General features: G+C 53.3%; 28 protein-coding genes. 17 read left to right on the top strand and 11 right to left on the bottom strand.

What is annotated here, in order from left to right:
* Positions 1 to 28: 28 nt before the first annotated feature.
* Positions 29 to 1,372 carry a VOC family protein gene (locus APU11_RS07705; protein ID WP_058651348.1) on the bottom strand — a complete coding sequence of 448 codons (1,344 nt, stop codon included), beginning with the start codon at positions 1,370 to 1,372 and terminating at the stop codon, positions 29 to 31.
* 528 nt (positions 1,373 to 1,900) lie between these two features.
* Here APU11_RS07705 and APU11_RS07700 point away from each other — a divergent pair.
* From APU11_RS07700 to APU11_RS07665, 8 genes are all read left to right on the top strand, one after another.
* Positions 1,901 to 2,086 (top strand): general stress protein, encoded by a 186-nt coding sequence (locus APU11_RS07700; protein WP_004150795.1) that lies wholly within the window; start codon positions 1,901 to 1,903, stop codon positions 2,084 to 2,086.
* Positions 2,087 to 2,175: 89 nt separating this feature from the next.
* Positions 2,176 to 2,670, top strand: a complete 495-nt coding sequence (locus APU11_RS07695) for a ferritin-like domain-containing protein (RefSeq protein WP_014831873.1) — start codon at positions 2,176 to 2,178, stop codon at positions 2,668 to 2,670.
* A gap of 23 nt (positions 2,671 to 2,693) precedes the next feature.
* On the top strand, positions 2,694 to 2,897 hold the full coding sequence (locus tag APU11_RS07690) for a hypothetical protein (RefSeq protein ID WP_013096662.1): 204 nt from the start codon (positions 2,694 to 2,696) through the stop codon (positions 2,895 to 2,897).
* A gap of 25 nt (positions 2,898 to 2,922) precedes the next feature.
* Positions 2,923 to 3,429, top strand: coding sequence for a ferritin-like domain-containing protein (locus APU11_RS07685; RefSeq protein WP_013096663.1), 507 nt, complete (start codon positions 2,923 to 2,925; stop codon positions 3,427 to 3,429).
* Positions 3,430 to 3,444: 15 nt separating this feature from the next.
* The gene (locus APU11_RS07680) at positions 3,445 to 4,317 is read left to right on the top strand and encodes a manganese catalase family protein (protein WP_020688584.1); all 873 of its coding nucleotides are present in this window, start codon (positions 3,445 to 3,447) and stop codon (positions 4,315 to 4,317) included.
* A 67-nt stretch (positions 4,318 to 4,384) separates the two neighbouring features.
* A complete protein-coding gene (locus APU11_RS07675; protein ID WP_013096665.1) occupies positions 4,385 to 5,788 on the top strand; it encodes a cytochrome ubiquinol oxidase subunit I in 1,404 nt (467 codons plus the stop codon).
* Positions 5,788 to 6,798 carry a cytochrome d ubiquinol oxidase subunit II gene (gene cydB, locus APU11_RS07670; protein WP_029883802.1) on the top strand — a complete coding sequence of 337 codons (1,011 nt, stop codon included), beginning with the start codon at positions 5,788 to 5,790 and terminating at the stop codon, positions 6,796 to 6,798. The genes APU11_RS07675 and cydB overlap by 1 nt, the downstream gene beginning before the upstream one ends.
* 8 nt (positions 6,799 to 6,806) lie before the next feature.
* The gene (locus APU11_RS07665; RefSeq protein WP_038419381.1) at positions 6,807 to 8,432 is read left to right on the top strand and encodes an alpha-amylase family protein; all 1,626 of its coding nucleotides are present in this window, start codon (positions 6,807 to 6,809) and stop codon (positions 8,430 to 8,432) included.
* On the opposite strand, the gene APU11_RS07660 is transcribed toward APU11_RS07665, so the two are convergent.
* From APU11_RS07660 to APU11_RS07645, 4 genes are read right to left on the bottom strand one after another with little or no spacing between them, the layout of a single operon-like run.
* Positions 8,433 to 9,419 carry an SDR family oxidoreductase gene (locus APU11_RS07660; protein ID WP_020688581.1) on the bottom strand — a complete coding sequence of 329 codons (987 nt, stop codon included), beginning with the start codon at positions 9,417 to 9,419 and terminating at the stop codon, positions 8,433 to 8,435.
* Between the two features lie 17 nt (positions 9,420 to 9,436).
* A complete protein-coding gene (locus APU11_RS07655; protein WP_028027876.1) occupies positions 9,437 to 9,943 on the bottom strand; it encodes a 2-oxo-tetronate isomerase in 507 nt (168 codons plus the stop codon).
* Between the two features lie 11 nt (positions 9,944 to 9,954).
* Positions 9,955 to 10,401 (bottom strand): YetF domain-containing protein, encoded by a 447-nt coding sequence (locus tag APU11_RS07650; protein ID WP_013096670.1) that lies wholly within the window; start codon positions 10,399 to 10,401, stop codon positions 9,955 to 9,957.
* Between the two features lie 9 nt (positions 10,402 to 10,410).
* On the bottom strand, positions 10,411 to 10,914 hold the full coding sequence (locus tag APU11_RS07645; RefSeq protein WP_058651349.1) for a hypothetical protein: 504 nt from the start codon (positions 10,912 to 10,914) through the stop codon (positions 10,411 to 10,413).
* A 138-nt stretch (positions 10,915 to 11,052) separates the two neighbouring features.
* On the opposite strand from APU11_RS07645, the gene APU11_RS07640 reads away from it, so the two are divergent.
* From APU11_RS07640 to APU11_RS07625, 4 genes are all read left to right on the top strand, one after another.
* Positions 11,053 to 11,442 carry a YdeI family stress tolerance OB fold protein gene (locus tag APU11_RS07640; protein WP_013096672.1) on the top strand — a complete coding sequence of 130 codons (390 nt, stop codon included), beginning with the start codon at positions 11,053 to 11,055 and terminating at the stop codon, positions 11,440 to 11,442.
* Positions 11,443 to 11,504: 62 nt separating this feature from the next.
* On the top strand, positions 11,505 to 12,389 hold the full coding sequence (locus APU11_RS07635; protein ID WP_013096673.1) for an SDR family oxidoreductase: 885 nt from the start codon (positions 11,505 to 11,507) through the stop codon (positions 12,387 to 12,389).
* Between the two features lie 165 nt (positions 12,390 to 12,554).
* Positions 12,555 to 13,478, top strand: a complete 924-nt coding sequence (locus APU11_RS07630; RefSeq protein WP_014831860.1) for a LysR substrate-binding domain-containing protein — start codon at positions 12,555 to 12,557, stop codon at positions 13,476 to 13,478.
* Between the two features lie 266 nt (positions 13,479 to 13,744).
* The gene (locus tag APU11_RS07625) at positions 13,745 to 16,129 is read left to right on the top strand and encodes a glucose/quinate/shikimate family membrane-bound PQQ-dependent dehydrogenase (RefSeq protein ID WP_058651350.1); all 2,385 of its coding nucleotides are present in this window, start codon (positions 13,745 to 13,747) and stop codon (positions 16,127 to 16,129) included.
* An 81-nt stretch (positions 16,130 to 16,210) separates the two neighbouring features.
* On the opposite strand, the gene APU11_RS07620 is transcribed toward APU11_RS07625, so the two are convergent.
* The 3 genes from APU11_RS07620 to APU11_RS07610 form a co-directional block, all read right to left on the bottom strand.
* Positions 16,211 to 17,902 (bottom strand): methyl-accepting chemotaxis protein, encoded by a 1,692-nt coding sequence (locus APU11_RS07620; protein ID WP_060578377.1) that lies wholly within the window; start codon positions 17,900 to 17,902, stop codon positions 16,211 to 16,213.
* Between the two features lie 160 nt (positions 17,903 to 18,062).
* A complete protein-coding gene (locus tag APU11_RS07615) occupies positions 18,063 to 19,181 on the bottom strand; it encodes an S-(hydroxymethyl)glutathione dehydrogenase/class III alcohol dehydrogenase (RefSeq protein WP_023619503.1) in 1,119 nt (372 codons plus the stop codon).
* A 31-nt stretch (positions 19,182 to 19,212) separates the two neighbouring features.
* Positions 19,213 to 19,488, bottom strand: a complete 276-nt coding sequence (locus APU11_RS07610) for a metal/formaldehyde-sensitive transcriptional repressor (RefSeq protein WP_013096678.1) — start codon at positions 19,486 to 19,488, stop codon at positions 19,213 to 19,215.
* A 560-nt stretch (positions 19,489 to 20,048) separates the two neighbouring features.
* Here APU11_RS07610 and iraM point away from each other — a divergent pair.
* Positions 20,049 to 20,432 carry an anti-adapter protein IraM gene (iraM, locus tag APU11_RS26635; RefSeq protein WP_306295019.1) on the top strand — a complete coding sequence of 128 codons (384 nt, stop codon included), beginning with the start codon at positions 20,049 to 20,051 and terminating at the stop codon, positions 20,430 to 20,432.
* 247 nt (positions 20,433 to 20,679) lie between these two features.
* Here the strand turns inward: iraM and APU11_RS07600 are convergent, their stop codons facing one another.
* Positions 20,680 to 20,967 (bottom strand): hypothetical protein, encoded by a 288-nt coding sequence (locus APU11_RS07600; RefSeq protein ID WP_058651351.1) that lies wholly within the window; start codon positions 20,965 to 20,967, stop codon positions 20,680 to 20,682.
* A gap of 72 nt (positions 20,968 to 21,039) precedes the next feature.
* Positions 21,040 to 21,969, bottom strand: a complete 930-nt coding sequence (locus APU11_RS07595; RefSeq protein WP_058651352.1) for a LysR family transcriptional regulator — start codon at positions 21,967 to 21,969, stop codon at positions 21,040 to 21,042.
* An 82-nt stretch (positions 21,970 to 22,051) separates the two neighbouring features.
* Between APU11_RS07595 and APU11_RS07590 the strand changes: the two genes are divergently transcribed.
* The 3 genes from APU11_RS07590 (at position 22,052) to APU11_RS07580 (ending at position 23,659) form a co-directional block, all read left to right on the top strand.
* On the top strand, positions 22,052 to 22,528 hold the full coding sequence (locus APU11_RS07590; protein ID WP_029883812.1) for a GNAT family N-acetyltransferase: 477 nt from the start codon (positions 22,052 to 22,054) through the stop codon (positions 22,526 to 22,528).
* An 83-nt stretch (positions 22,529 to 22,611) separates the two neighbouring features.
* A complete protein-coding gene (locus APU11_RS07585; RefSeq protein ID WP_058651353.1) occupies positions 22,612 to 23,280 on the top strand; it encodes an epoxyqueuosine reductase QueH in 669 nt (222 codons plus the stop codon).
* Positions 23,281 to 23,386: 106 nt separating this feature from the next.
* Positions 23,387 to 23,659, top strand: coding sequence for a CsbD family protein (locus tag APU11_RS07580; protein WP_060578376.1), 273 nt, complete (start codon positions 23,387 to 23,389; stop codon positions 23,657 to 23,659).
* 27 nt (positions 23,660 to 23,686) lie between these two features.
* On the opposite strand, the gene APU11_RS07575 is transcribed toward APU11_RS07580, so the two are convergent.
* Positions 23,687 to 25,150 carry an EAL domain-containing protein gene (locus tag APU11_RS07575; protein WP_058651354.1) on the bottom strand — a complete coding sequence of 488 codons (1,464 nt, stop codon included), beginning with the start codon at positions 25,148 to 25,150 and terminating at the stop codon, positions 23,687 to 23,689.
* A 327-nt stretch (positions 25,151 to 25,477) separates the two neighbouring features.
* On the opposite strand from APU11_RS07575, the gene APU11_RS07570 reads away from it, so the two are divergent.
* The gene (locus APU11_RS07570; protein WP_060578378.1) at positions 25,478 to 26,362 is read left to right on the top strand and encodes a hypothetical protein; all 885 of its coding nucleotides are present in this window, start codon (positions 25,478 to 25,480) and stop codon (positions 26,360 to 26,362) included.
* Positions 26,363 to 26,374 lie beyond the last annotated feature (12 nt).

The raw sequence follows: 26,374 nt of genomic DNA, 5'->3' as shown, positions 1-26,374 counted from the left end.
TCCATCACACCCCTGAAGAGTAACGATTTCAGAGCAAACCGCAACGCTGTTTGCTGCGGGTTTCCGCCTCCTCGTACAGTGCGAACTCGTCATAGACCGGGCAGCCCAGCGCCGCTTCGAAGGCATCCCGGCTGGCGTTACCGTGGCTGCGCGCCTGGGTTTCATTCCCGAGATTGGACTGGAAAATCCCTGCGGCGCTGACCGGCAGGAAATCTTCATAGGTGATCGGCTGGGCAACCACCCACCCGCGTTCAATTAACGGCTGCGGATCGTCGCCCGGACGAAACGCATGACGATGCGCTTCACCCGCTGGCGTCAGGCGATAGCGGAAATACGCCAGCTCCTGTCGGCGCATCATAAGCTCGCTGTCCGGGAAGGCGCTGAACACTTCACGCAGATGAAGCTGATGGGTCAGGTTGTCTTTGCCGGTGCCGGACTCGGCGAGCAAACTGTCATAAAGCTCGCGACCTTTCGGCGTCAACGCCACCCCGCGCTGTTCAATTTCACCAAAGCGCGCGGTATGGGTGCCTTTATGTTCCCCGGCAAACAGCACTGGCTCTTCCAGCGCCTTGAAGCTGGTCTGACGCAATAACACCGGCACCTCGCGGCGCGGCGGCCCTTCAATCAGAATTTTGGGTTCAATGCCGTACTTCGGCATCAGCTCCTGCACCCGGTCAATATCCAGCGTGCGTGGCGTAAGGTGGTTGATGTGGCATCCCGGGAAACAGACCACATCCGCAATCAGGCGATGCTCATTATGCAGCGCCAGATAGGTCTCCTGATCGACCGTCGCATGACGGTGCCAGCGGAAGGTTTCTAACGCTTCCTGAACAAACTCCCGCGCCTGCGCCTCGGTGAACGCCCCTTCTTTTTCATGCAGTTCGATGAGCGCCAGGCAGCGCGGCGTAAAGATGTTGCGGTGAGAGAGGATCTCCGCCGCCCGCTCGCGGAGGGCAACGTTCTCAATCAACTCAAGGCGCAGCAGTGAGGTAAAGATACGAAACGGGTTACGGCACAGCGCCGCATCATCCACCGGGCGAAATGCCGTCGAGTGAACCGGAACGCCCGCCTGAGAGAGATCGTAGTAGCTGACCGGGTACATGCCCATGATGGCAAACATACGACGTAAAGTAGAAAGCTCTTTTGCGGTGCCCACGCGGATAGCCCCGTGACGCTCCACATTCAGGCGCGCCAGCGCATCTGCATTCGCCAGTTGTTCATGTAAGAGTGGATTGTTTTCCAGAACCGCCAGGTTTACGTCCGCGACGAGCTCAAGCAAGGTGCCGTACTGCGGAACTTCCTGCTGGTACATCGCCGACATAGCCTGCGAAAAATGTTCCCGAATATCATCAGCCGTGATGGTGTTCGCCATGGTGTCATGCCTCCAGTGAATATTACCTGGAGTGTAGAGAAACCCGTTCCTTCCGGGGGGAAGAATTTACGATTTGTGATCTTACGACGACAGTGGTCAAACCGTGTGCTGCCCGAACCTGTCGCGGCCGTACCAGGCCCCCTTCCTTTCCCCCCGGCCCGTCGTCCAGGAGTTTCCTTATAATTAATGATTATTCTGTTTTCTAGCTATAAAGGAGTAATTTTGGAGACCATCCCGGCTAAAAATTGAACGAAATTGTGGCGCTACAATTTTTATCCTCACCTTTCAGGTTTTTAGCGGCAACTTAGGATTAATCCGAGCATTTTTTTACAAGTCCTTCCCACTCATCCATATTTTTTCGCCAAACGAAGCGTAAACCCACCAATATTTTTAAATAACGCAACCGTGAATGGCGAAACGCATTTGACGCATGCCGCACAGCGTCTAAAGTTATTACTCGAACGACGAGTGATACGGAATATTTCTGTATCGTACTGACATAACCAATATATGACTATGAGGTTTAATATGGCAGAGCATCGTGGTGGTTCCGGTAATTTCGCTGAAGACCGTGAAAAAGCATCAGAAGCTGGACGTAAAGGCGGCCAGCACAGCGGCGGTAATTTCAAAAACGATCCGCAACGCGCATCTGAAGCAGGTAAGAAAGGGGGTCAGAATAGTCACGGCGGAGGCCGTAAATCTGATAACTCCTGATTTTATTAAGCTGTCTCAGTAATATCAGAGAGCATGCTGCGGGCCGAAAGGCTCGCAGTTCCCTTAACGTTTTAACCGGAGCAAAATATATGAATATGAAAAGTATCGAGGATGTTTTTATTCATCTACTATCTGATACCTACAGCGCGGAAAAACAGCTCACCCGAGCCCTGAGCAAACTCGCCCGTGCCGCCTCCAGTGAAAAGCTCAGCGCGGCCTTCACCGCCCACCTTGAGGAGACGCAGGGTCAGATTGAGCGTATCGACCAGATCATCGAACAGGAAGACGGTATTAAGCTTAAGCGAATGAAATGTGTGGCAATGGAAGGCTTAATTGAAGAGGCCAATGAGGTCATCGAAAGCACAGAAAAGAATGAAGTCCGTGATGCTGCATTAATTGCTGCAGCGCAAAAAGTGGAACATTACGAAATTGCCAGTTACGGTACCCTTGCCACATTAGCAGAACAACTTGGCTATAAAAAAGCCGTTAAACTTCTTGCCGAAACACTGGAAGAAGAAAAAGAAACCGATCTTAAACTCACCGACCTGGCCGTAGGAAATATTAACCAAAAAGCGCAAAAATGACGCTATAACACAGGTTAAATATAATGAGCATCAGTCCCAGGACAATTAAACGGTGCCATTTAACGGCAGCTATAATATGGTTCATCCTTGCTATTCCTTCCGTAATATGGTGGAAGAATAGCGTACTATGGGTCATTATCATCAGTATTTACGCCAATATTGTCGGCCATTTATCTGGCTACAGTGCCGCACGTGCCGATCAGGCTGCTGAAAGTGAGACCAAATAAGCGAACCTATAATGAGGAACGAAATATGAATCACGTAGAACACTACCATGACTGGCTACGCGATGCCCATGCAATGGAAAAGCAAGCCGAATCAATGCTGGAATCGATGGCCAGCCGTATTGAAAATTATCCTGATGTTCGCGCCCGTATTGAGCAGCACCTTAATGAGACAAAACGGCAAATCACATTGCTGGAGGAAATCCTCGATCGTAATGATATTTCTCGTTCGGTTTTAAAAGACTCGATGAGCAAAATGGCTGCGCTCGGCCAGTCCATCGGCGGCATGTTCCCGTCCGATGAGATTGTTAAAGGCTCCATCAGCGGCTATGTTTTCGAACAGTTCGAAATTGCCTGCTACACCTCCCTGCTGGCCGCGGCCAAAAAAGCGGGCGACACCGCCTCTGTACCCGCCATTGAAACCATTCTCGCCGAAGAGCGCGAGATGGCCGACTGGCTAATTCGTCATATTCCGCAAACGACGGAACAGTTCCTGCTGCGTTCTGATGCATCAGGTGTCGAAGCGAAAAAATAAACCACAGGAGAGTGTATGTTTCGACACGTCAAACAGCTGCAATACACGGTTCGCGTTGCTGAACCGAATCCCGGCCTCGCCAATCTTCTGCTGGAACAATTTGGCGGGCCGCAGGGTGAACTGGCGGCCGCCTGCCGCTACTTCACCCAGGGCCTGAGTGATGACGATCCTGGCCGTAAAGATATGCTGATGGATATCGCGACCGAAGAGTTGAGCCACCTCGAAATCATCGGGACGCTGGTCGGCATGCTGAATAAAGGGGCCAAAGGCGCGCTGGCGGAAGGGGTAGAGAACGAAGCCGAGCTGTACCGTTCCATGACCGAAAACGGCAACGACAGCCATATCACCTCCCTGCTCTACGGCGGCGGTACCCCGCTCACCAACTCCGCGGGTGTGCCCTGGACAGCGGCCTATGTTGATACCATTGGTGAACCCACGGCGGATCTGCGCTCGAACGTGGCCGCAGAGGCGCGGGCAAAAATCATCTATGAGCGTCTGATCAACGTGACAGACGATCCCGGGGTGAAAGATGCACTGGCGTTTCTGATGACGCGAGAGGCGGCGCACCAGCTCTCCTTCGAGAAGGCGCTTCAGTCTATTCGCAATAATTTCCCGCCGGGGAAATTGCCGCCAATCGAGGAATTCACCAACAAGTACTACAATATGTCTGAAGGTGGCGAGGTCCGCGGAAGCTGGAACAGCGATAAGCATTTCGACTACGTTGAGGCCCCCCAACCTGCGGTTGACGGTGGAGACGGGAGTGCAAGCGTGACGCTCTCGACCGAACAGGCTACGCTCGTCAAGGCGATGTCTGCTCGCACAAAATCCGATCCGAACGCCGACCCGTTAACAGGTGCCGAGCTAGGCGCCGGTAAGAAAAAACCGTAACCGGTTTTGCCAGGCAGCTCCCGCTGCCTGGTAATTCTCGTGCCCCATCGTTCCAGAGGTACGGACCATGTTCGAACTCGACGCGTTTCATCTGGCGAGAATTCAGTTCGCTTTTACCGTCTCGTTTCATATTCTCTTCCCGGCGATCACCATCGGGCTTGCCAGCTATCTGGTGGTGCTCGAAGGGATGTGGCTGCGTACCAAAAACGACGTCTGGCGCTCCCTGTACCATTTCTGGCTCAAAATATTTGCCGTCAACTTTGGTATGGGCGTTGTGTCCGGGCTGGTCATGGCCTATCAGTTCGGCACCAACTGGAGCGGGTTCTCTCAGTTTGCAGGTAGCATCACCGGGCCATTGCTGACCTACGAGGTATTAACCGCTTTCTTCCTGGAGGCCGGTTTTCTCGGCGTAATGCTGTTCGGCTGGAACAAGGTTGGACCGGGACTGCACTTCTTCGCAACCTGCATGGTGGCGCTGGGTACGCTAATGTCCACCTTCTGGATCCTCGCCTCTAACAGCTGGATGCACACTCCGCAGGGCTTCACCATTGAGAACGGTCAGGTGATCCCTGAAGACTGGCTGGCCGTCATCTTCAACCCCTCTTTCCCGTACCGACTGATTCACATGTCCATCGCCGCGTTCCTGTGCAGCGCACTGTTTGTGGGCGCGTCGGGAGCCTGGCACCTGCTGCGCGGCAACGACACGCCCGCCATTCGCAAAATGTTCTCGATGGCTATGTGGATGGCCCTGCTGGTCGCCCCCATTCAGGCCGTAGTCGGGGATATGCATGGCCTGAACACGCTTGAACATCAGCCTGCCAAAATCGCCGCCATCGAGGGGCACTGGGAAAATCCGCCAGGGGAAGCCACCCCGCTGCTGCTGTTTGGTCTGCCGGATATGGAAGAGGAGCGCACCAAATACGGGCTTGAGATCCCGGCCCTCGGCAGCCTGATCCTGACCCACAGTCTGGATAAACAGGTCCCCGCGCTGAAAGATTTCCCGAAAGAAGATCGCCCTAATTCCACCATCGTCTTCTGGTCGTTCCGCATTATGGTTGGTATGGGGCTGTTGATGATCGCCCTCGGCGTCCTGAGCCTGTGGCTACGCTATCGCCACCGGCTGTATCACTCGCGCCCGTTCCACTGGTTTGCCCTCTGTATGGGGCCAGCCGGTCTGCTGGCGCTGCTCGCAGGCTGGGTGACCACCGAAGTGGGTCGCCAGCCGTGGGTGGTCTACGGCTATCTGCGCACCATCGACGCGGTCTCTCTGCATAGCACGCTGCAGATGAGCATCAGCCTGCTGGCCTTCATCGTCGTTTATTGCTCGGTGTTTGGCGTGGGCTATGTCTACCTTGTGCGTCTGATTAAGAAAGGACCACAGCCGGTGGACACGCTAACCTCAAACACCTCGGGCACCCCCGCCCGTCCGCTGTCTGCCGCTGAGTCTGTTCCGGAAGAGGAGAGAATCTGATGGGCGTCGATATCTCGGTTATCTGGTTTGCCATCATCGTCTTCGCCACCCTGATGTACATCATCATGGATGGCTTTGATTTGGGGATCGGTCTGCTGTTTAACTTCGTGGGCGATGCTAAAGAGCGCGACGTGATGGTGAACAGCGTGGCCCCCGTCTGGGACGGCAACGAAACCTGGCTGGTGCTGGGCGGCGCAGGGCTCTTTGGCGCCTTTCCGCTGGCCTATGCGGTGATCATTGATGCGCTCACCATTCCGCTTACCGCCATGCTGATCGGTCTTATCTTTCGCGGCGTCGCCTTTGAGTTCCGCTTCAAAGCGACGCCCTCTCACCGCCAGTTCTGGGACTACGCCTTTGCCGGAGGCTCGCTACTCGCCACCTTCAGCCAGGGCGTGGTGGTCGGCGCGGTGATCAACGGTTTTGAAGTGGAAGGCCGACGCTACGTGGGGTCTGCCCTCGACTGGCTGACCCCCTTCAACCTGTTCTGCGGTATCGGGCTGGTGGTGGCCTATACGCTGCTGGGCACCACGTGGCTTATCATGAAAAGCGAAGGTGCACTGCAAAACCGCATGCGCGAACTGACCCGCCACGTGCTGCTGGCGCTGATTGTCGTCATCGCGGTGGTGAGCATCTGGACGCCACTCGGCTGGCAGTACGTGGCCGAGCGCTGGTTTACCCTGCCTAACTTCTTCTGGTTCCTGCCGGTGCCTCTGCTGGTGGGCATATTTAGCCTGTGGATCTGGCGCTTGACCCGCAACCCGGCCAGCCACGCGCGTCCGTTCCTGTTGACGCTTGGGCTTATCTTCCTCGGTTTTAGCGGACTGGGCATCAGCCTGTGGCCGAACATTATTCCGCCGCGCATTAGCCTGTGGGATGCCGCGGCCCCGCCCGCCAGCCAGCTCTTTATGCTGGTGGGGACGTTACTGATTATTCCGGTGATCCTGGTGTACACCGCCTGGAGTTACTACGTCTTTCGGGGAAAAGTTTCTGATACAGAAGGTTACCACTGAGGTGCAGGATGGCAGGATGGCATACACGGGCCATTATTTATCAAATTGATACGGCACTGTTTTACGATTTAAACGGCGATGGCTGCGGAGACATCGCCGGAATAACGGCCAAATTGCGATATATACGCCGCATGGGGGCGACAGTAATCTGGATCACTCCGTTTTACCTTACCCCTTTTCTGGACGAAGGGTATGACGTCAGCGACCACCTGCAGGTCGACCCCCGGTTCGGCAAACTGGCGGATATTATCGCTTTTATTGAGCAGGCACGTGAGCTGGGGATGCAGGTCATTATCGAGCTGTTGATCCAGCATACGTCGGACGCCCACCCCTGGTTTCAGGAGGCCCGGCGCAACCCGAAATCCCCCTTTCGCGACTATTATCTGTGGTCAGATAATGACGATGACGATACGCCTCCGATGTTCCCCGGCGTGGAAAAGAGCATCTGGACATGGGATGACGAGGCAGGTCAATACTACCGGCATATGTTTTATCGCCACGAGCCTGATCTCAACCTCACCTCACCTGCGGTAATTAAAGAGATAGAGAACATTATCCTCTTCTGGCTCAAGCTCGGCGTATCGGGATTCCGTCTGGACGCCGCGTCGCATCTCACCACCCAGGCCGGAAGCGGTGACGAGAAAAAGGGGCTGTGGATCCTGGAGCACTTGCGCCGCCTGATTACCCAACATAACCCGCAGGCGATCCTGCTCGGTGAAGTTGACGTAGAGGTGGAAGCCTACAAAGACTATTTCGGCAATAACGACCGCCTTCATCTGGTGCTTAACTTCTGGCTTAATAAATATTTCTACGTGAGCCTGGCCAGGAAAAGCGCCCGCCCGCTGCGCAATGCGGTGAAGAAAATGATCGTCCCGCCGGACTCCTGCTGCTTTGCCAACTGGCTGCGTAACCACGACGAGCTGGATCTGGAGGGGATCGGTAAAAAGGATAAACAGTTCGTCCTCGACACGTTCGCCCCAGATGAAGAGATGAACGTGTACCAGCGTGGGATCCGCCGTCGCCTGGCGCCGATGCTGAATGGCGACCAGAAGCGGCTGGCACTCTGCCACGCCGTGCTGTTCTCCCTGCCCGGGGTGCCCGTTATGCGCTACGGGGATGAAATCGGCATGGGTGATGATCTGGATTTAGAAGAGCGTTACGCCGTGCGTACGCCCATGCAGTGGGCGCCCTCTCAGGGCGGTGGCTTCTCTGACGCAGACCCGCAGAGCTTTATCGCGCCCATCATTGACCATGGGCCCTATCGTTATCAGAAAATTAACGTGGCGGATTCGCTGTTGCACCGCAACTCGCTGCTGCACCGGATTATCGATATCGCCAACACGCGGTCTGAATTCCCGGAGATTGCCGTGGCGCCGTTTCATCTTATCGCCATCGATAATGATGCAGTGCTGGGAATTTACTACGAGGCTGAAGATCGCAGCATTCTTACCTTTGTTAATTTCAGCGATAAACCGGTGACCTTCACCGCCAGAGGGATCCGCCACGCCACATGGACCGCCTGTCTGGCAGACAAACGCTACGAGGATGCGCTGGTCTGCGGCAAAACCGTTGAGCTGGATATAGGCGGCTACGGCTATCGCTGGTTCTGGACAAACCGTAGCGCGCTGCGCTGACTACTTTTTGCGGCCGCGCATCAGGCGTGTGAGCACAATCCCTGCGACGGCCAGGGAGCCCAGCAGCACTTTCCCGGGCGCGCCAGAGGAGACGGCGCTGGCGCGCGTTTTCGCCTCAGCAGAGAAATGGCCGTGGATTTTGTGCAGGTCGTTGACCGGCTGGTCGAGATAATCCCGCCGGTCTTCTGCGTTCAGGGTGTCGGTCATCTGCCCTTCCCAGGCCTTTTTCACCATCAGACGGTCAAGAAAGCCGGGGAAGAGGAACTGGCCGACAATCGACTGGATGGTACTGCTGCCCACCCACAGCTCGCGCACCGGTTTTTGCGCCACCCTGAAAATGGCACTCGCGGCCACTTCCGGCTCAAACACCGGCGGAACCGGGCGCATCGCCCAGGCAAACTTATTCCGTGCCCATTCAAACTGCGGGGTATTCAGCCCCGGCATCTGGACCATGGCGAGCTGCACCCGGCTGTTCTCATGCATCAGCTCGGTACGCACCGCATCGGTAAAGCCCCGGATCGCGGCTTTGGCGCCGCAGTAGGCGGACTGCAGAGGAATGGAGCGGTAGGCCAGCGCGGAGCCAACCTGAATAATCACGCCCCGATCGCGCGGCACCATCAGTTCCAGCGCGGCACGGGTACCGTTCACGTAGCCAAGGTAGGTGACTTCTGTGACGCGGCGAAATTCATCCGGCGTCATGGTCCGAAACGGCGCCAGCACCGCCCCCATGGCATTATTGACCCACACATCTATCGCCCCAAGGCGATACTCAATTTCGTTGGCGGCATCCACCACCGCCTGACTGTCGGCCACATCCGCCTGCACGGCCAACGCATTGACGCCAAAACGGCGTAGCTCTTCCTGGGTCGAGTGAAGGCTTGTCTCCTCGCGCGCAATAATGCCCACATCGTAGCCCGCTTTTGCAAAGTGCAGCGCCGTGGCTTTCCCCACGCCCGCCGTCCCGCCAGTAATGACCATCACAGCCATAAAACCTCCGCGTTATTTCAGCCCGATAATTTCGTCACTAATTCAGCCAGCGAGTAATGCACCGCTTTTTCCACCACGTCCTGGCAGTCGCCGGAAAAGAGCACCCTGCTCGTTTCCGTCTTTCCGCCGATATTCCAGGCGAAGCACACGGTCCCCGCCGCCGTGCCGTCTTCTCCCCCTTCCGGCCCGGCATAGCCGCTGATGGCGATACTGACATCGGCCTGGGCAATGTCGCGGATGCTGGCCGCCATCTCGGTGACGGTCTGTTCACTGACGGCGGTAAACCGCGCGAGGGTTTCCGGGCTTACGCCCAGGATCCTCTCCTTCGCGCTATCGCTGAAGACGACCAGCCCCACGTCATAAAAATCGGCAGTGTTCTCTTCCGCGCAGAGCGCCACCGAAAGCTTCCCGCCGGTGCAGGATTCTGCGGTTGTTAAGCGAAGCCCGGCATCGATTAACCTGCTCGCCAGTTTTTTGGTCAGTTCAGCCACGGTAATGGTGTTGTCGTGGTATAGATTGCTCATCATCAGGCCTCTCATTTTTTCTCAGGAATAATGGAAATATGGCCATTACGTTCCAGAATGGCATATTTGATTTCGCTTAACTTTGTAATACCATTATTCTGCCGGGCCGAAACCAGAATATCATCACATGAAACATCGACCTTTTTGAGTTTATCTGCTAAGGGCACGCCGTTCTCAACCAGAATTACCGGCGTGCCATCCAGAATATTCTCCACCGGCGAAAAATACTTTTTCATCAGTCCAAAAATAATATCCACAACCACCAGCGTGGTGATGGTTATCATTGCACCCGTGACCGAAAAATCCTCCCCCAGCAGGGCCTGCTGGGTTGCTTCGCTGATAATTAACAGGAGAATAAGGTCAAAGCTGGTCATCTGCAGCAACGCACGTCGTCCGGCCACTTTGAAGACCACCACCAGAAACAGGTAAATTGCCAACGCCCTAAAAACCATATCCATGGCAGCCTCCTAAGGGTAAATAAATTGCCAGAAAGGAATATCCGGCAGGTTGTTTACACGAATGACGTTGTGCCATTTACCGCCTCTGGTCGGGGTAATGAACAGCCAGACCGCAAAATGTGGCGATTTTTCAAGATGATTATAGACAAAATAGAGCGTGTTCCCGCGGCTGTACATGCTGTCTGGCTGCGGCCAGACGCTGCCCGGCTCGTAGGCGTCGCTGCTCTCGCTGGTCATGCTCACGGTGTATTTGCCCTCGTTGTTGACCGGAAAGGTCAGCTGAAGTCGCGACTCCGTTTGCCGACGCGCAAAGCGCTCATAGTTGAGGGTCAGGGATTTTGCAGAATTGGTTTTCTCCGTGTCACTCACTATCCCACTTGTAAACAGACCAGCAATCGCCGCGATGATAATACTCAGTAACACAATAAATCCGACCTGGCGAAATGCATATTCAAACCTCAGCAAGCGATAACTCTCATTTATCCCGGGTAACTTTTCATTTTTATCATTCATGGTAGCTATCACCGTTTCGCTTATTTACCAAACGTTCTGTTTTGTATGGCGAATGTTTTTAAGACTTATCACATTTGCCACATAAAGGAATAGCAACAATACTTAATAAGTCAAGACACCTTAAATGAAGGATATCAGATGAAATTATCACTTATTTCCGCTTTTTTAATATTTATGGTGCCAACCGCATGGGCTGATAATAACGGCGGGTTACAAAAGGGTGAAGCACCGCCTCCTCCGCATGCACTGGATAGCGGTTATCGCGGCACGGATGATGCCCGTATTATGACCATCGACCAGGCGAAACAAATGCATGATGGCGCGACCATTTCACTGCGCGGCAACCTTATTGACGGTAGCGGCGATAAGTATGTATTTCAGGATAAATCCGGAAAAATCGACGTTATTATCCCAAAAGCAGTTTTTGACGGCAGAACAGTCAAACCAGACCAGATGATCAGCATTAACGGTTCGCTTGATAAAAAGTCATCGCCTTCCGTGGTGCGTGTCGATCATCTGCAGAAATAACTCAGCGAAGCGTTAACGCTGTATTTTCATCCTAACTCACCTATTGGCTTAAGGAGTCAGCTATGAGTGATACTCAACAACGTACGAACGCTTATCCGCAACCCCCTTTCCCGGAACAGCCGCAGACGCCACCAGGACTGGCTTCTGAGATGCAACCTGTTCCCGATCACGGGGAAACGAGCTATAAAGGCCACGGCCGTCTGGCGGGCAAAAAAGCGCTGATTACCGGCGGTGACTCCGGTATCGGCCGCGCGGTGGCCATTGCCTACGCCCGTGAAGGCGCCGATGTCGCCATTAATTATCTGCCTGAAGAAGAGAAAGACGCCGCAGAGGTTATCGACCTTATCAAGGCCGAAGGACGCAACGCCGTCGCGCTGCCAGGGGATGTCCGGGATGAAACCTTCTGCCAGAACCTGGTGGAAGAAGCGGTGGCTAAACTTGGCGGGCTGGACATTCTGGTGAATAACGCCGGTCGCCAGCAGTATCGGGAATCGCTGGAAGAACTCACTACCGAAGATTTCGATGCCACGTTTAAAACCAACGTTTATGCCCCGTTCTGGATCACCAAAGCGGCGCTTCGCCATCTGAAAGCCCCTGCGGCAATTATTAACACCTCCTCGGTGCAGGCGGTAAAACCCAGCCCTGTCCTGCTGGACTATGCCCAGACCAAAGCCTGTCTGGCGGTGTTTACCAAATCCCTTGCCAAACAACTGGGGCCGAAGGGCATTCGCGTTAATGCCGTGGCTCCCGGGCCTTACTGGACGGTGCTGCAATCCAGCGGCGGCCAGCCGATGGAGAAAGTGAAGCAGTTTGGGGGTGACACACCGCTGGGCCGTCCGGGCCAGCCGGTGGAGATTGCACCTTTATACGTCACGCTGGCGTCAGATGAGTGTTCCTTTACGACCGGCCAGGTATGGTGTTCCGACGGCGGTGATGGCGTGATTTAACGTTTCCCTGCCCGAATGTGCAATAAATGAACAAGGACGTTCAGCTCCCCGCCAAAAACATGTTGTAACTCAAACAGATCAAATGTTAAAAATATTTTGCTATCAAGTTATCAAAATTAAACAACTTAGCTTGTCACCCGCATCGCTCTGTTTTTAACATCGCCTATGGAAAAAAATGGTCTGTTCAGTCAGCGCATTCGCTTGCGCCATTTGCATACATTTGTGGCCGTCGCTCAACAGGGAACGCTGGGGCGTGCGGCTGAAACCCTTAACCTAAGCCAGCCTGCTCTCTCAAAAACGCTTAACGAGCTGGAACAACTGACCGGTGCCCGTCTGTTCGATCGCGGCCGTCTGGGCGCACAACTGACCCTGGTCGGCGAGCAGTTTCTGACCCATGCAGTAAAAGTGCTTGATGCGCTCAATACCGCCGGACAGGCGCTAAACCGTAAAGAAGAGCAGACGCACGAGATTGTCCGTGTGGGTGCCCTGCCCACGGCGGCGCTGGGCATTCTACCGCCGGTGATCGGTCAGTTTCACAAACAGCAAAAACATACGACCCTGCAGGTCGCCACCATGAATAACACCATGCTGCTTGCGGGGCTGAAATCCGGCGAGCTGGATCTGGGTATCGGACGGATGTCAGATCCTGAACTGATGGTGGGTCTGAATTATGAGCTGCTGTTCCTGGAATCCCTGAAGCTGGTGGTACGCCCCAACCATCCTCTGTTGCAGGATACGGTAACCCTAAGCCGGGTGATGGAGTGGCCGGTGGTCGTGTCACCAAAAGGTACGGTTCCACGGCAAAATGCCGAAACGTTACTGCAGATGCAGGGCTGTACGCTGCCGACAGGCTGTATTGAAACCCTGTCCGCCTCCCTGTCACGCCAGCTTACCGTGGATTATGACTACGTCTGGTTCGTCCCCTCCGGTGCGGTCAAAGATGATTTACGCCAGGGCACGCTCACCGCACTGCCGGTGACCTCGCCCGGCGCCGGCGAGCCGATTGGCATTTTAACCCGCGTTGATACGCCGCTCTCCTCAGGTGCACAGACGCTGCTGAGCGCGATACGTAAATCGATGCCTGCCTGATTCCTTTCCCCTTGCCCTGACCCTCTCCCCCCGGGGCGAGGGTCATTCCTGCGTTCTAATCATTTAATGCGAAATCATTTATTAACAATTGCGCAAAACAATTTAACAGTTTTATCATAGCGACGAATTCACCAAATGGTTCGTAAATGTTTTATCAACCCCGAATTCAAGCGTATTAATCATTATTCCCACTGCATTTATTACCCACCTGGTACACTTCCGGCACGTTGTCGTGCTGTGCAGCGGGGGATCTTAAGGAGAAAGAGATGGCATTTGGCAACGCGCCACGTGGGATACCCCGTATCCTGCAGTGGCTCCTTGCCGGACTGATGGCAATCGTCGGTCTGGCCGTTGGCGGGTTGGGTTTTAAACTCGTCACCGTAGGCGGAAGTGGATACTTCCTGATCATGGGCGTGGTAATGGTGATTGCCGCGATCCTGATTTTCATCAACCGCAACAGCGGGATTGTGTTGTATGGCATCGCGTTTATCGCGTCGCTGTTCTGGGCGGTAAGCGATGCCGGCTGGGATTTCTGGCCGCTCTTCTCACGCCTCTTCACCTTTGCGGTGCTGGCATTCCTGTGTGCCCTCGTCTGGCCGTTCCTGCGTGCGGCAAACCGTGCGACTCCGGTGAAAAAAGGCCCGGCTTTTAGCGTGGCGGCGCTGATCGCCGTGGCAATGCTGGTCAGCCTGGGCTGGATGTTTAAACCCCAAACGCTGGTGGCGGCGAATGAGCCGGTGCCGGTGAAACCGGTCGCGGCTGGCGAACAGCAGAAGAACTGGGAACACTGGGGTAACACCACCCACGGGGATCGTTTTGCGGCCCTTGACCAGATTAACAAGCAGAACGTTAACGAGCTGAAAGTCGCGTGGGTTGCCCATACCGGGGATATCCCTCAGAGCAACGGCTCCGGTGCGGAAGACCAGAACACGCCGCTGCAGATTGGCGACACGCTCTACGTCTGTACGCCGTACAGCAAAGTGCTGGCGCTGGATGTAGATTCCGGGAAAGAGAAGTGGCGTTACGACGCCAAAGCCACGGCCCCGAACTGGCAGCGCTGCCGTGGGCTGGGCTATTTTGAAGATTCACAAAACGTGACAACGTCACAGGCTGATGCGCAGCCCGCCGCCTGTCCGCGCCGTCTGTTCCTGCCCACCACCGATGCCCGCCTGATTGCCATCAACGCCGATAACGGTAAAGCCTGCAAAGACTTTGGTGACAAAGGTACCGTGGATCTGAGCGTGGGTATGGGTGAGATTAAACCGGGCTACTATCAGCAAACCTCCACGCCGCTGGTGGCAGGAAACGTGGTGGTAGTCGGCGGACGCGTGGCGGATAACTTCTCCACCGGCGAACCGCCGGGCGTGGTGCGCGCCTATGACGTTCATACCGGTAAACTGGCCTGGGCGTGGGATCCGGGTAATCCGAACCTGACCGGCCTGCCGCCGGAAGGCCAGACCTACACGCGCGGTACACCGAACGTCTGGTCTGCAATGTCCTATGACGCAAAACTGAACCTGATTTACCTGCCAACCGGTAACGCCACGCCAGATTTCTGGGCCGGAGAACGCACCGCGCTGGATGATAAATACAGCTCCTCCATCGTTGCCGTTGACGCCACCACCGGCCAGGTCCGCTGGCATTTCCAGACCACCCATCACGACCTGTGGGACTTCGATCTGCCTTCTCAACCGCTGCTGTACGATCTGCCAGACGGTAAAGGCGGAACCACGCCGGTTCTGGTGCAGACCAGTAAACAGGGCATGATCTTTATGCTCAACCGCGAAACCGGCAAACCGGTGGCGAAAGTGGAAGAACGTCCGGCCCCGGCGGGTAACGTGCAGGGCGAACGCTACTCCCCGACGCAGCCGTATTCCGTCGGTATGCCGATGATTGGCAACCAGACCCTGACCGAATCCGACATGTGGGGCGCGACGCCTGTCGACCTGCTGCTGTGCCGCATCCAGTTTAAAGAGATGCGCCATCAGGGGGTCTTTACCCCGCCGGGTCTCGATCGTTCCCTGCAGTTCCCTGGCTCACTGGGCGGGATGAACTGGGGCAGCGTCTCGGTCGATCCGAACAACGGGCTGATGTTCGTCAACGATATGCGCCTGGGACTGGCCAACTACATGGTACCGCGCGCCAGCGTGGCGAAAGACGCCAGCGGGATTGAGATGGGTATTGTGCCCATGGACGGCACGCCGTTCGGCGCCATGCGCGAGCGTTTCCTGTCACCGCTGGGTATTCCATGCCAGAAACCGCCGTTTGGCACGATGTCCGCGGTTGACCTGAAATCCGGCAAGCTGGTGTGGCAGGTTCCGGTGGGCACCGTGGAAGATACCGGCCCGCTGGGTATTCGCATGCATATGCCGATCCCTATCGGGATGCCAACCCTTGGCGCGTCACTCTCCACCCAGTCTGGCCTGCTGTTCTTTGCCGGCACTCAGGATTTCTACCTGCGCGCGTTCGATACCGCCACCGGAAAAGAGATCTGGAAAGACCGTCTGCCGGTCGGCAGCCAGTCCGGGCCAATGACCTACGTTTCACCGAAAACCGGTAAACAGTACATCGTCATTAACGCTGGCGGCGCCCGCCAGTCACCGGATCGCGGTGATTACGTTATCGCGTATGCGTTACCCGATAAAAAGTAAGCGATGAAAAAAGGGACCGAAAGGTCCCTTTTTATTTGTAGGTCGGGTAAGGCGAAGCCGCCACCCGACACAACACGCCACTCAGAACGTCTCCCAGTTATCCCCGGAAACCGCTGCCGCCGGACGCAGCGGCGCATTCTTCGCCACTGGCGCAGACGTTGCCGCCCGGCCTTGCTTCGCGCCGCTCAGTCGAAATGCACCCACCGCCTCGGTCAGACGCGCGCCCTGTTCTTCCAGCGATGCCGCCGCGGCGGAAGCCTCTTCCACCAGCGAGGCGTTCTGCTGGGTCACTTTATCCATCTCAGAAATCGCCTGGCTCACCTGCTCAATACCACGGCTCTGTTCATCAGACGCGGCGGCGATCTCCAGCATAATGTCCGTGACGCGTTTAACCGCTTCGACGATTTCATTCATGGTATTACCGGCGGCGACGACTTCGCCCGAGCCCTGGTCAATCAGCGAAACGGATTCGTTGATCAGGCTTTCGATCTCTTTGGCGGCATTCGCACTGCGGCTTGCCAGAGTACGAACTTCGCTTGCCACCACAGCAAACCCGCGCCCCTGCTCACCCGCACGCGCTGCTTCTACCGCCGCGTTGAGCGCCAGGATATTGGTCTGGAAGGCGATACTGTTAATCACGGCGGTAATTTCGGAAATCTTCTTCGAACTGGTAGAGATATTGCCCATGGTTTTAACCACCCCGGAGACCATCTGGCCGCCACGGCTGGCTTTACCGGAGGCATCTTCCGCCAGCTTGCTGGCATGGTGCGCGTTATCGGCGTTCTGTTTCACCGTTGCGGTGAGCTGCTCCATGCTGGCTGCCGTCTGCTCAATGGCTGCCGCCTGTTGCTCGGTACGGGAAGAGAGGTCGGTGTTGCCTGCGGAGATTTCGCTGGTGCCACGATAGATCTCTTCCGCCCCCTGACGCACGGTACCGACGGTGTTCTCCAGCGAGTGCTGCATGGTTTGCAGGTCGCGTGTCAGGCGGCCAATTTCGCTGCGTCCGGCCACATCGTCCGGCATGGTGAGGTCGCCTTTGGCGATATTTTCAATGCGTTTCGCGGCGCGCTGCAACGGGGTGATAACCGTGCGACGCAGCACGACAAAGGTCATGGCCGTCAGCACCAGCGCCAGGGCAAACGCGCCCACCATAAACATCAGACCCAGCTGGGTGCGGCTGTGTGCCTTAACCGTCAGGGCGTTCGCGCGCTCGGTGCGGATCTTTATCGCCTTCAGCAGCACGGCGTTGTAGGCATCATCCAGCGGGCGGGCGCTTTCGTTTTCATGGTTAATGATGGCTTCAAACATGCCGTTTTTAGCAAACTTAAGCATCGGCTGCAGGCCTGCGATATAGGCGTCATAGCGTGTTTTCAGATCGGCATCCAGCGCTTCATCCTCAGGCGTACGAACCGGGCGATTGATGTAGGCATTAAACCCTTCCTGAGACTGCTTGATCCGTTTTTCCGCCTCAGCGATGTTTTGCTTCATCGCATCCATTTCCGCGATACGGCTCGCCGCCCCGGCGTGGATCATATTGATACGCGCGGTTCGCAGATGGTTTGAGCTATTCGACAGCCCCATACGCACCTGAATTTCAGACGTGACATCCTGCTGATCGGTGTCGGCCTGTAAAAGGAAATACCCCGCCAGACCTGCGCTCAAGGCAAATAGCAGAATAATGACACCGAGAATGGAGGAAAACAGCGGAACCAGCCTGATGTGATGCAAGAAGCCCAGCTTGCGCTGCGCTGGCATCGAAGTAGTGTTGTCCATGACCGTCGACTCTCTTGTAGGTAAGATGCGTAAAAACACGCCTGTTAAATAGTCATCGGCACGGCTGAGATTTAGATTACGGCTAAAAACGCCGCACTGGTCACACTTTAGAGAAGATTATTAAAGAAACGCCAGCGGCGAAAAACCGCTGGCAGAAGAGTTACTTGTCGCCGAAATGAATAACGGTACGAATGGATTTACCTTCATGCATCAGATCGAACGCCTCGTTGATCTGCTCCAGCGGTAAACGGTGGGTGATGAACGGATCGAGCTGGATTTTCCCGGCCATCGCATCTTCAACCATCCCCGGCAGCTGCGTGCGCCCTTTCACGCCGCCGAACGCTGAGCCACGCCATACGCGCCCGGTTACCAGCTGGAACGGACGAGTTTTGATCTCCTGGCCCGCACCGGCCACGCCGATGATAATGCTCTCGCCCCAGCCCTTGTGGCAGCATTCAAGCGCGGAACGCATCACGTTCACGTTGCCGATACATTCGAAGCTAAAGTCCACGCCGCCGTCGGTCATCTCAACAATGACCTCCTGAATCGGTTTTTCGTGATCTTTCGGGTTCACGAAATCGGTCGCGCCCATTTCACCCGCCAGTTTGAATTTCTCCGGGTTGGTATCCACCGCGATGATCCGCCCGGCCTTCGCCTGGACCGCGCCCTGAATCACCGCCAGACCAATCCCGCCAAGACCGAACACCGCCACGGTGTCGCCCTCTTTCACTTTCGCCGTGTTGTGTACTGCCCCAATCCCGGTGGTGACGCCGCAGCCCAGCAGACAGACTTTATCCAGCGGCGCCTGCGGGTTCACCTTCGCCAGTGAGATCTCCGCGCAAACGGTGTATTCACTGAAGGTGCTGGTGCCCATGTAGTGGTAAACCGGCTCGCCGTTATAGGAGAAACGGGTGGTACCGTCCGGCATCAGCCCCTTGCCCTGAGTGGCGCGAACCGCCTGGCAGAGGTTGGTCTTACCGGATTTACAGAACTTACACTCGCCGCATTCTGCGGTGTACAGCGGGATTACGTGGTCGCCCGGCTTCAGGCTGGTCACGCCTTCGCCCACTTCCACCACCACACCGCCCCCTTCATGGCCGAGCACCGCCGGGAAAACGCCTTCCGGATCGTCGCCCGACAGCGTAAAGGCATCGGTATGGCACACCCCGGTATGGGTAATTTTGATCAGCACTTCGCCCTTCTTCGGCGGTGCAACGTCGATTTCAACGATTTTGAGCGGCTGGCCAGGGCCAAATGCGACGGCTGCGCGAGATTTCATAGTGTCTTCCCTTATTGTGTGGTGTGTGGGTTTATTTTAGATAAGCGCGCAGTAAATGGCCGACTTCTGCCATGCGCACGGCTCGCTGATCCGGCGTGGTTTCCCCCGTTACCAGCTCATCTTTGAGGTGAATTTCAACCATTTCGCCCATCAGGCCATTGGCAGCGCCGCGCACGGCGGCAATTTGCTGCAGGATGGCCAGACAGGGGTCGCCCGACTCCAGCGCACGTTCAAGGGCATCAACCTGGCCCCGAATGCGACGAACGCGAGTGAGGATACGTTTTTTATCTTCGGGTGAGTGCGGCATACGGCCTCCTGATACTATATGGGGGTATGGTACCCTTTAAAGCAACATTATGTAAACAACTGCTTTCATAGGGTTATCAGGCTCTTGAAGCGCATTATCATACATAAGTAATTCTGAATAATTTCTCTTTGAAATGCTGGCCTCAACATTCGAATTAAGCCATTTTCTATGGCTAAGCCAAAAAAAAGCGTCACCAGTACCCTTTATTCGCTGGAATCGATAAGCAGCATTGATAATAATTCAAAAAACCATCTAAACTTTAAACCAGGTAACATGTTGAAATGAAATGGTTTCCGCCATGATTAAATTTTCCTTAATAATAAAGGCTTCTACGAAATCTTATTTTTTTGCGTTCAGAACCTGTAAACGGTCAAAATCAAACCACTCCTCTTTGATGTAAGATATATAATTCAAAATAATTATCGAAACCATATTGCACAAACCATTGTTATATATAGAGAAAAATCACAACACCTTAAAATAACGATCAATATCAATGAGTTACAACATTGATTGATGTCTAATCACGTGCTAAACCTAAATCCAGGTAAAAATATCTTATGGAGAAGAGTATGATGTCGTGGCGAGTATTAAGTTCTGTCATTTGCCCTAACACAGGAATCGTTTATTCGCACATTGTTGGTTTGAAATTATTAAGATTAATAATTTGGTACGAGAGTGACATCTATCTTTTGCCCGGAGACAGAATACATACAACAAAAAATGGAATTTTTGTAAATGGGGTGTTCAACCAAATATCCCTTTATAACGTCTCGCCATACAATGAGAACCTGTGGGACGAAATAAAAAACAAAATGGCCTGTCCTTTTAATAAAAACCTGGATTCTGAAGACTGCTCATACGCTGAGCATTGCAATGCGCGCAAATGCCCACACGGATTTGAGACAACCCCTTTGATAATAAGAGTGCCCCGCGATAGCTAATCATTTAATAAGTTAGCTTTTGGATCCGCTGTCCCCTGTTACAGGGACCGCATGCTTAACATATATTTTACTGAGATACCAACTGAACCCCTATCAGTTACGGCCCCCGCGCGCCTGCCGATGACTTGCGGCAGGCGCGAGGCCATATCTCAGATAACATACGTTATTAATCATTTGGTTTGGTATTATTTATACTTTTTATTCAAACTGGTGGCAGAGGTCTTCTACCACATCTTTTAACTGGATTTTAAATGTTACGCGCGGAGATCTCTGCTTTCGTTAAGCTGTATAGCTCATCTTGTAACCTATTAAGCGCGTTGTTCTCTTCTCGCAGCATTTTGCCGTTATTTTGCAGTATTAAGTCGTTAAAGGACCCTGCCCCTGCGAAAATAGACCTGATACCTAACAAGGCCTGCTCATAATCAGAGTCCAGCTGTTCGCGAAAATAGATGAGTTTCTTTGACCAAACACTTTCATTACATGAAACAAGCAACTCAATGATTTTACTGAGTAAAACATTAACATCTGATTTCATTTCAGTCTCCTGATGATACCGGTCATAGCAGTCGCGCAACGATATGCCCCTTCCTGCCGACTGGCGCTGCGCTTACCCAGCCTTCATTTCTATTGCTAATCTTTGCAACTCTTCTTTCAGCCAGCGGGTTGCGCCCCGCTGACCGCTGCGTTTATGGGAGTAAATTTTCACGTCAAATTTTTGAATGGCGAACGGTAAGGTAAAAATGTTGATATTCACGGCCGCCTTCAGCTTTTCGGCTGCATACCGGGGAATGGCCATCAGCAGATCGCTTTGCGCAACGATAAACGGTGCGCTGAGCATTGACGGGGTTTTGATCGCAATGTGCCGGGTATAGCCCAACTCCTCCAGCCGTAAATCCAGCACGCCCTGCTTCTCATTCCAGGGGGTGACTACCAGATGGCGGGCCGCGAGATAATCCTCAAGCGTCAGACGTGTCCGGCTTGTGTTGCTGATGACCACATACTCATCTTCAAACCAGCTTATCTCCTCCAGTTCAGGATGGCGGATCTCCTCCGCCGTGCTGAAACCGAGCGCCAGATCCACTTCGCCTGCCAGCAGCTCCGTCAGCGCGGGGCTGTGTGGCAGATAGCGCAGTTCAAAACGCAAACCCGGCGCGGCATCCTGCAACTTGTGCATCAGGGCCGGGAATATACAAAGCGCGGTAAAATCTGTAATCGCAATGTGCAGGCTCTCGCTACTTTTGTCCGCTTCAAACTCCGGCTGCGGTGTAAGCTCATGATTAAGAAACGACAAAGCAGAAGCAATGGACGGCGCGAGCTGTGTGGCATACACGCTGGGTGACATGCGATGCCCTTCCCGGAAAAATAGCGGATCATTCAGCGTCGTTCGCAAACGTGACAGCGCATGGCTCAGTGCCGATGTGCTCATCGCTAACTCATCGGCGGCCAGGCGAACCGAACGGTGACGGTAAATGGCGTCGAAAACGGGCAGCAGGTTTAAATCAAGGCGTCTCAGGGCCGGATGCATAATATTCATCATTTGTTGATTTCATTGCACTTAATTCTTCGGACAATACTCCGTATGCTTAGCGCCATCAATCGCAAAACATGCAGGAAATACCATGAGCATTACCATTCGTCAGGCCCGCCCCGAGGATGCGGCGGCCATTTACGCCATGATTTATGAGCTGGCGGTCTATGAAAAAGCACCGGAAGAAGTGATCACCACGCCGGACGAGATCCGCGAAACCCTCTTTGGCGCAGACAGTAAAACCGAAGCGCTGATCGCGGAGTATGAAGGTAAGATCGCTGGGTATGCCGTGTTCTTCACCAGCTATTCAACCTGGCTTGGCCGCAACGGTATCTATATGGAAGACCTGTATGTATCCCCGGATTATCGCGGTAAAGGCGCGGGAAGAGCCTTGCTGAAACATATCGCGCAGCTCGCCGTAAAACGCCAGTGTGGTCGTCTGGAATGGAGCGTACTGGACTGGAACCAGCCGGCAATCGACTTCTATCTGAGCATTGGCGCGCTCCCGCAGTCCGAGTGGGTGCGCTATCGCCTGGATGGAGAAGCGCTGCTGAAATTTGCCGGGTAAACGGCGCGCGCTGTGCAGAGATCCCGGCTGTGCGGGATCTATGCTACAATTCCATAAATTTCATTAACATATTGTTGAATACCATGAGCACAGCCCCCTTCATTCGTCCTCAACTTACCCTGCCAAACGGCGCTGACAAACTGCTGCTGCACTCCTGCTGCGCGCCCTGCTCCGGCGAGGTAATGGAGGCCATTCAGGCCTCAGGCATTGATTACACCATCTTCTTCTATAACCCCAATATCCACCCGCAAAAGGAGTATCTCATCCGTAAGGAAGAGAATATTCGTTTTGCGGAAAAACACGGCGTGCCCTTTGTTGATGCGGATTACGATACGGACAACTGGTTTGAACGCGCAAAAGGGATGGAATGGGAGCCTGAACGTGGGATCCGCTGCACCATGTGTTTCGATATGCGTTTCGAACGCACGGCGTTATACGCGGCGGAAAATGGTTTCAGTGTGATCAGTAGCTCCCTTGGCATCTCGCGCTGGAAGAATATGCAGCAGATCAACGACTGTGGTCAGCGCGCGGCAGCCCACTATCCGGGCATGGTCTACTGGGATTATAACTGGCGCAAGCAAGGCGGATCGTCGCGGATGATTGAGATCAGCAAGCGCGAACAGTTTTATCAGCAGGAGTACTGCGGATGCGTATATTCCCTGCGTGACAGCAACCTTCACCGTAAGTCACAGGGGCGTCCTCTCATCAAAATTGGCAAACTGTTTTACGGCAAAGACGAGTCTGAAGAGTAAGGCGGCGCGAAGGGAGACATATCCTAAAACGCGCCTGAATCCGCATTACGGCTCTCAGATGTTGAAATAGCGGCTATCCTTTAATTATCCACAAAAGGAGGTAACAATGTCTGATTTCGACGCTGATAAAAACGCACAGTATGCTGGTGATAAAGCCAAAAATAAACTCGACGAACTGACGGGCTCTGCTCAGCAGCAGTTTGGTGAATTCGTTGACTCCCCTAAACATCAGGTGAAAGGGGCAGCACGAAAATATGCTGCGCAGGCCAGTGATGCCGTTTCTGATGTCACTGAGGCAGTCAGAAATAACACGTTAACCGGCCTGATTGCGGCTGGTGCAGTGGGTATTGTTCTGGGCCTGTTACTCGGCCGTAAATAATCTCAGGCCCCACGGGGCCTTATTTTATTAGCTAAACAATCTTACCATGCGATCTAACTCCTCCTCTTTCACGGCGCGGGAAAGATAATATCCCTGGAAACTTTTTACGCCTAACGCCACCAGCTTTTCAAATTTCTCTTCGCTATCCACCCCCTCTGCAATACATTCGCTGCCGGTCATGTCACTGTATATCTGAATCGCTTTGATAAGTTTGTAATCATTGTCATTAGCGACAAACTTTCCGACAATATCCCGGTCAAGCTTTAAACCATCAAAATGAACCTGCCTCACCGGAAACATGGTTTGATGGCTGGAGAAGCAATCATCCAGGAATAACCGACACCCCGTACTGCGCAGGCGACGCATGGTTTCTGGGATGGTTTTATCTTTGGTCACATCAATATCTTCAGCAAATTCAAAGACCAGGTTCCCGGCCCACTGGGGTTTGAGCAGCATCTTGATGGCTTTTTTGGCCATCTCGGGCAAGGCATTTCCGGCCGCGAGTTCCGGCGGTATATTCACCGAAAAATAATATTTCCCGTTATATTTGTTGATGCCAGAAACAGCGGCATGCAGCACCAGCGCCGTGATATTCAACCATAGCTCACGATTTTTCACCCCGGTAAGAAAATGGGCAGGCTTGATAATTTTACCGTTCTTGTTCCAGCGTAATAAAATCTCAAACCCAACACCTTTTTTATTTTCATCGGTGATGATTTGATACGCAGGAAATATCTCCCTTTTAAGCAGCGCATTAAAGACATCCACCTCAGTACTGGACAGTGATTCTATTTTGCCCTGCCGTTCCCCACTCCCTGACGCAGAAAAACCCTGAGAATTTTTATACCACAACTGGATTAATTGCAGCTTTCTTAAACCGGCCTTGCGATGTGTATATACCGTTTTATTCGTCAGCCCAAATTTTTTGCACTGTTTATTTACCGACATGCCCCGGTAGAAATTTAATAAGACATCAAGTTCTCTGTTTGTGAGCCCTTTTTGACGGTCTTTAAAGCTACAGTCCGCATGATGATCCTGCAATGAGCGAGATCTGTCCCTGCATGCGTCATTTTTTTTCTGAACACGCGCAATAATATCGCCGCTGTTGGCGATGCGGATCAGAGATAATTTTTGATTGTTATTCAATAAACTACGCAAGGTCCCGTACAGCCAACTGTCAGGTATATTGCCATACAGAGTGACCGGGCGGATGACGGGAAGTGTGTTAAGAAGATCGGCAAGGTGCCTGAGGCTCTGCAAAAGATCCACGATCTCTTCCCCGAGAAAGACCGTAATTTTAGCGTCCTGATTTTTGATAATAGTGTAGACATCTTCCCGATTTGCGACGTCATCCTCAAAACGCACCTGTGACGCCAACCCTCCCTGCTCTTTCAGTAACAGACGGTACCCCTGGAACGTAAAACTGCAGGCTGAAATAACAAATTCCTGTGCATGACAATCATGATTATTGTGAGAATTGTTTTGAATCATAATGCGCTCCTGGGTACAAAAACACCGTTGCCCTGGTCAATAATGACCAGCACATCGAGACTAAAAACATGCGGAAATGTCACAAGCCTGAATATAACCTGCGTAACAGGTTAATTTTATCTTACCCCCGTAGGTTAATAAACCGTTATCAACGTCTCGCCCTGCAACATCTTTGCGTTAATCACCGCCTGGATCCATATGCTGTGCAAATATAACAATCTTTGCAAATAACGACGGAAAATGTTTTCCCTGCAAGGTATAATGAAAATTCCGAAAAAGAAGTCTGGACACTTCATTACGTCGGCTTGCTCAAAAAGAGAAAATGCTATGGATAATCATATCTCATCCAGGGCCTTGCTACATCGAAGGGATGTTATTAAGAACAACCCGCGGTTTAGCGAGGCAATAATAGAACACTACAAAATCAATGACAGCATCTATAAAAAACAACCCTTGTTCTACAAAACAATGCTCCAGGAATCACGGTTCAATATTATTCTTGCCATGTGTTGTTTTATATTCGGCAATCAGGCCGAATCTGTTTCAGAGATAAAAGCATTATTTTCGCGATACAAAATCGCCAGTCCCAACAGCGTTATTGCTATCATCACCTTACTGAGAACTACCGGGCGGATTAAGACCTGGCGCTGTATGGAGGATCGCCGAAAGACGCGCATCGCCCCCACGCAAAAAGGACTGGATGAACTAAAACGTTACATGAGCGGCGCATTTATACCCGTCAGTATTCTTTACCCGACATTTAACATCGACCTTAACCTGTTAGATAACGATATTCTGAGAAATAACTTTTTCCGCCGGGCGGCTGAGTATCTGTTTCGCGGATTAACCTTCAAAGCCGTGTTACCGGAAGTGGGGTTATTTATTGATAAAGATGGAGGGCGAATGATTATGCTGTATTTATATTTGCAGGCTATTAAAAACAAAACTGCACATGGCGCGATAATTGATTATTCGCCCGGCACGCTGGCGAAAGCGTTTTTTGTCTCACGTATCCACGTGGCGCGCATAATTAAATCCGCGCAAGAGGCAGGTTATCTTAAAGACAGAGGGGATGGCCGAATGACCATTTATCCTGCATTTATGCAGCTCGTCGAAAATTATGCCGGGTTATATTTTGCCTATGTCACGCATTACATCAACGTGGTTCCGAAGGAGCGACGCCAGGGTGGGGATGTAATCTCCCCGGTATAATCCTGGGGCGTT

This window comes from Enterobacter sp. 50793107, assembly GCF_001463365.1.
GTDB classification, from domain to species: domain Bacteria; phylum Pseudomonadota; class Gammaproteobacteria; order Enterobacterales; family Enterobacteriaceae; genus Enterobacter; species Enterobacter cloacae.
Note: the sequence above shows the minus strand (reverse complement) of the source record. Positions and strands in the feature narration are given on the sequence as shown.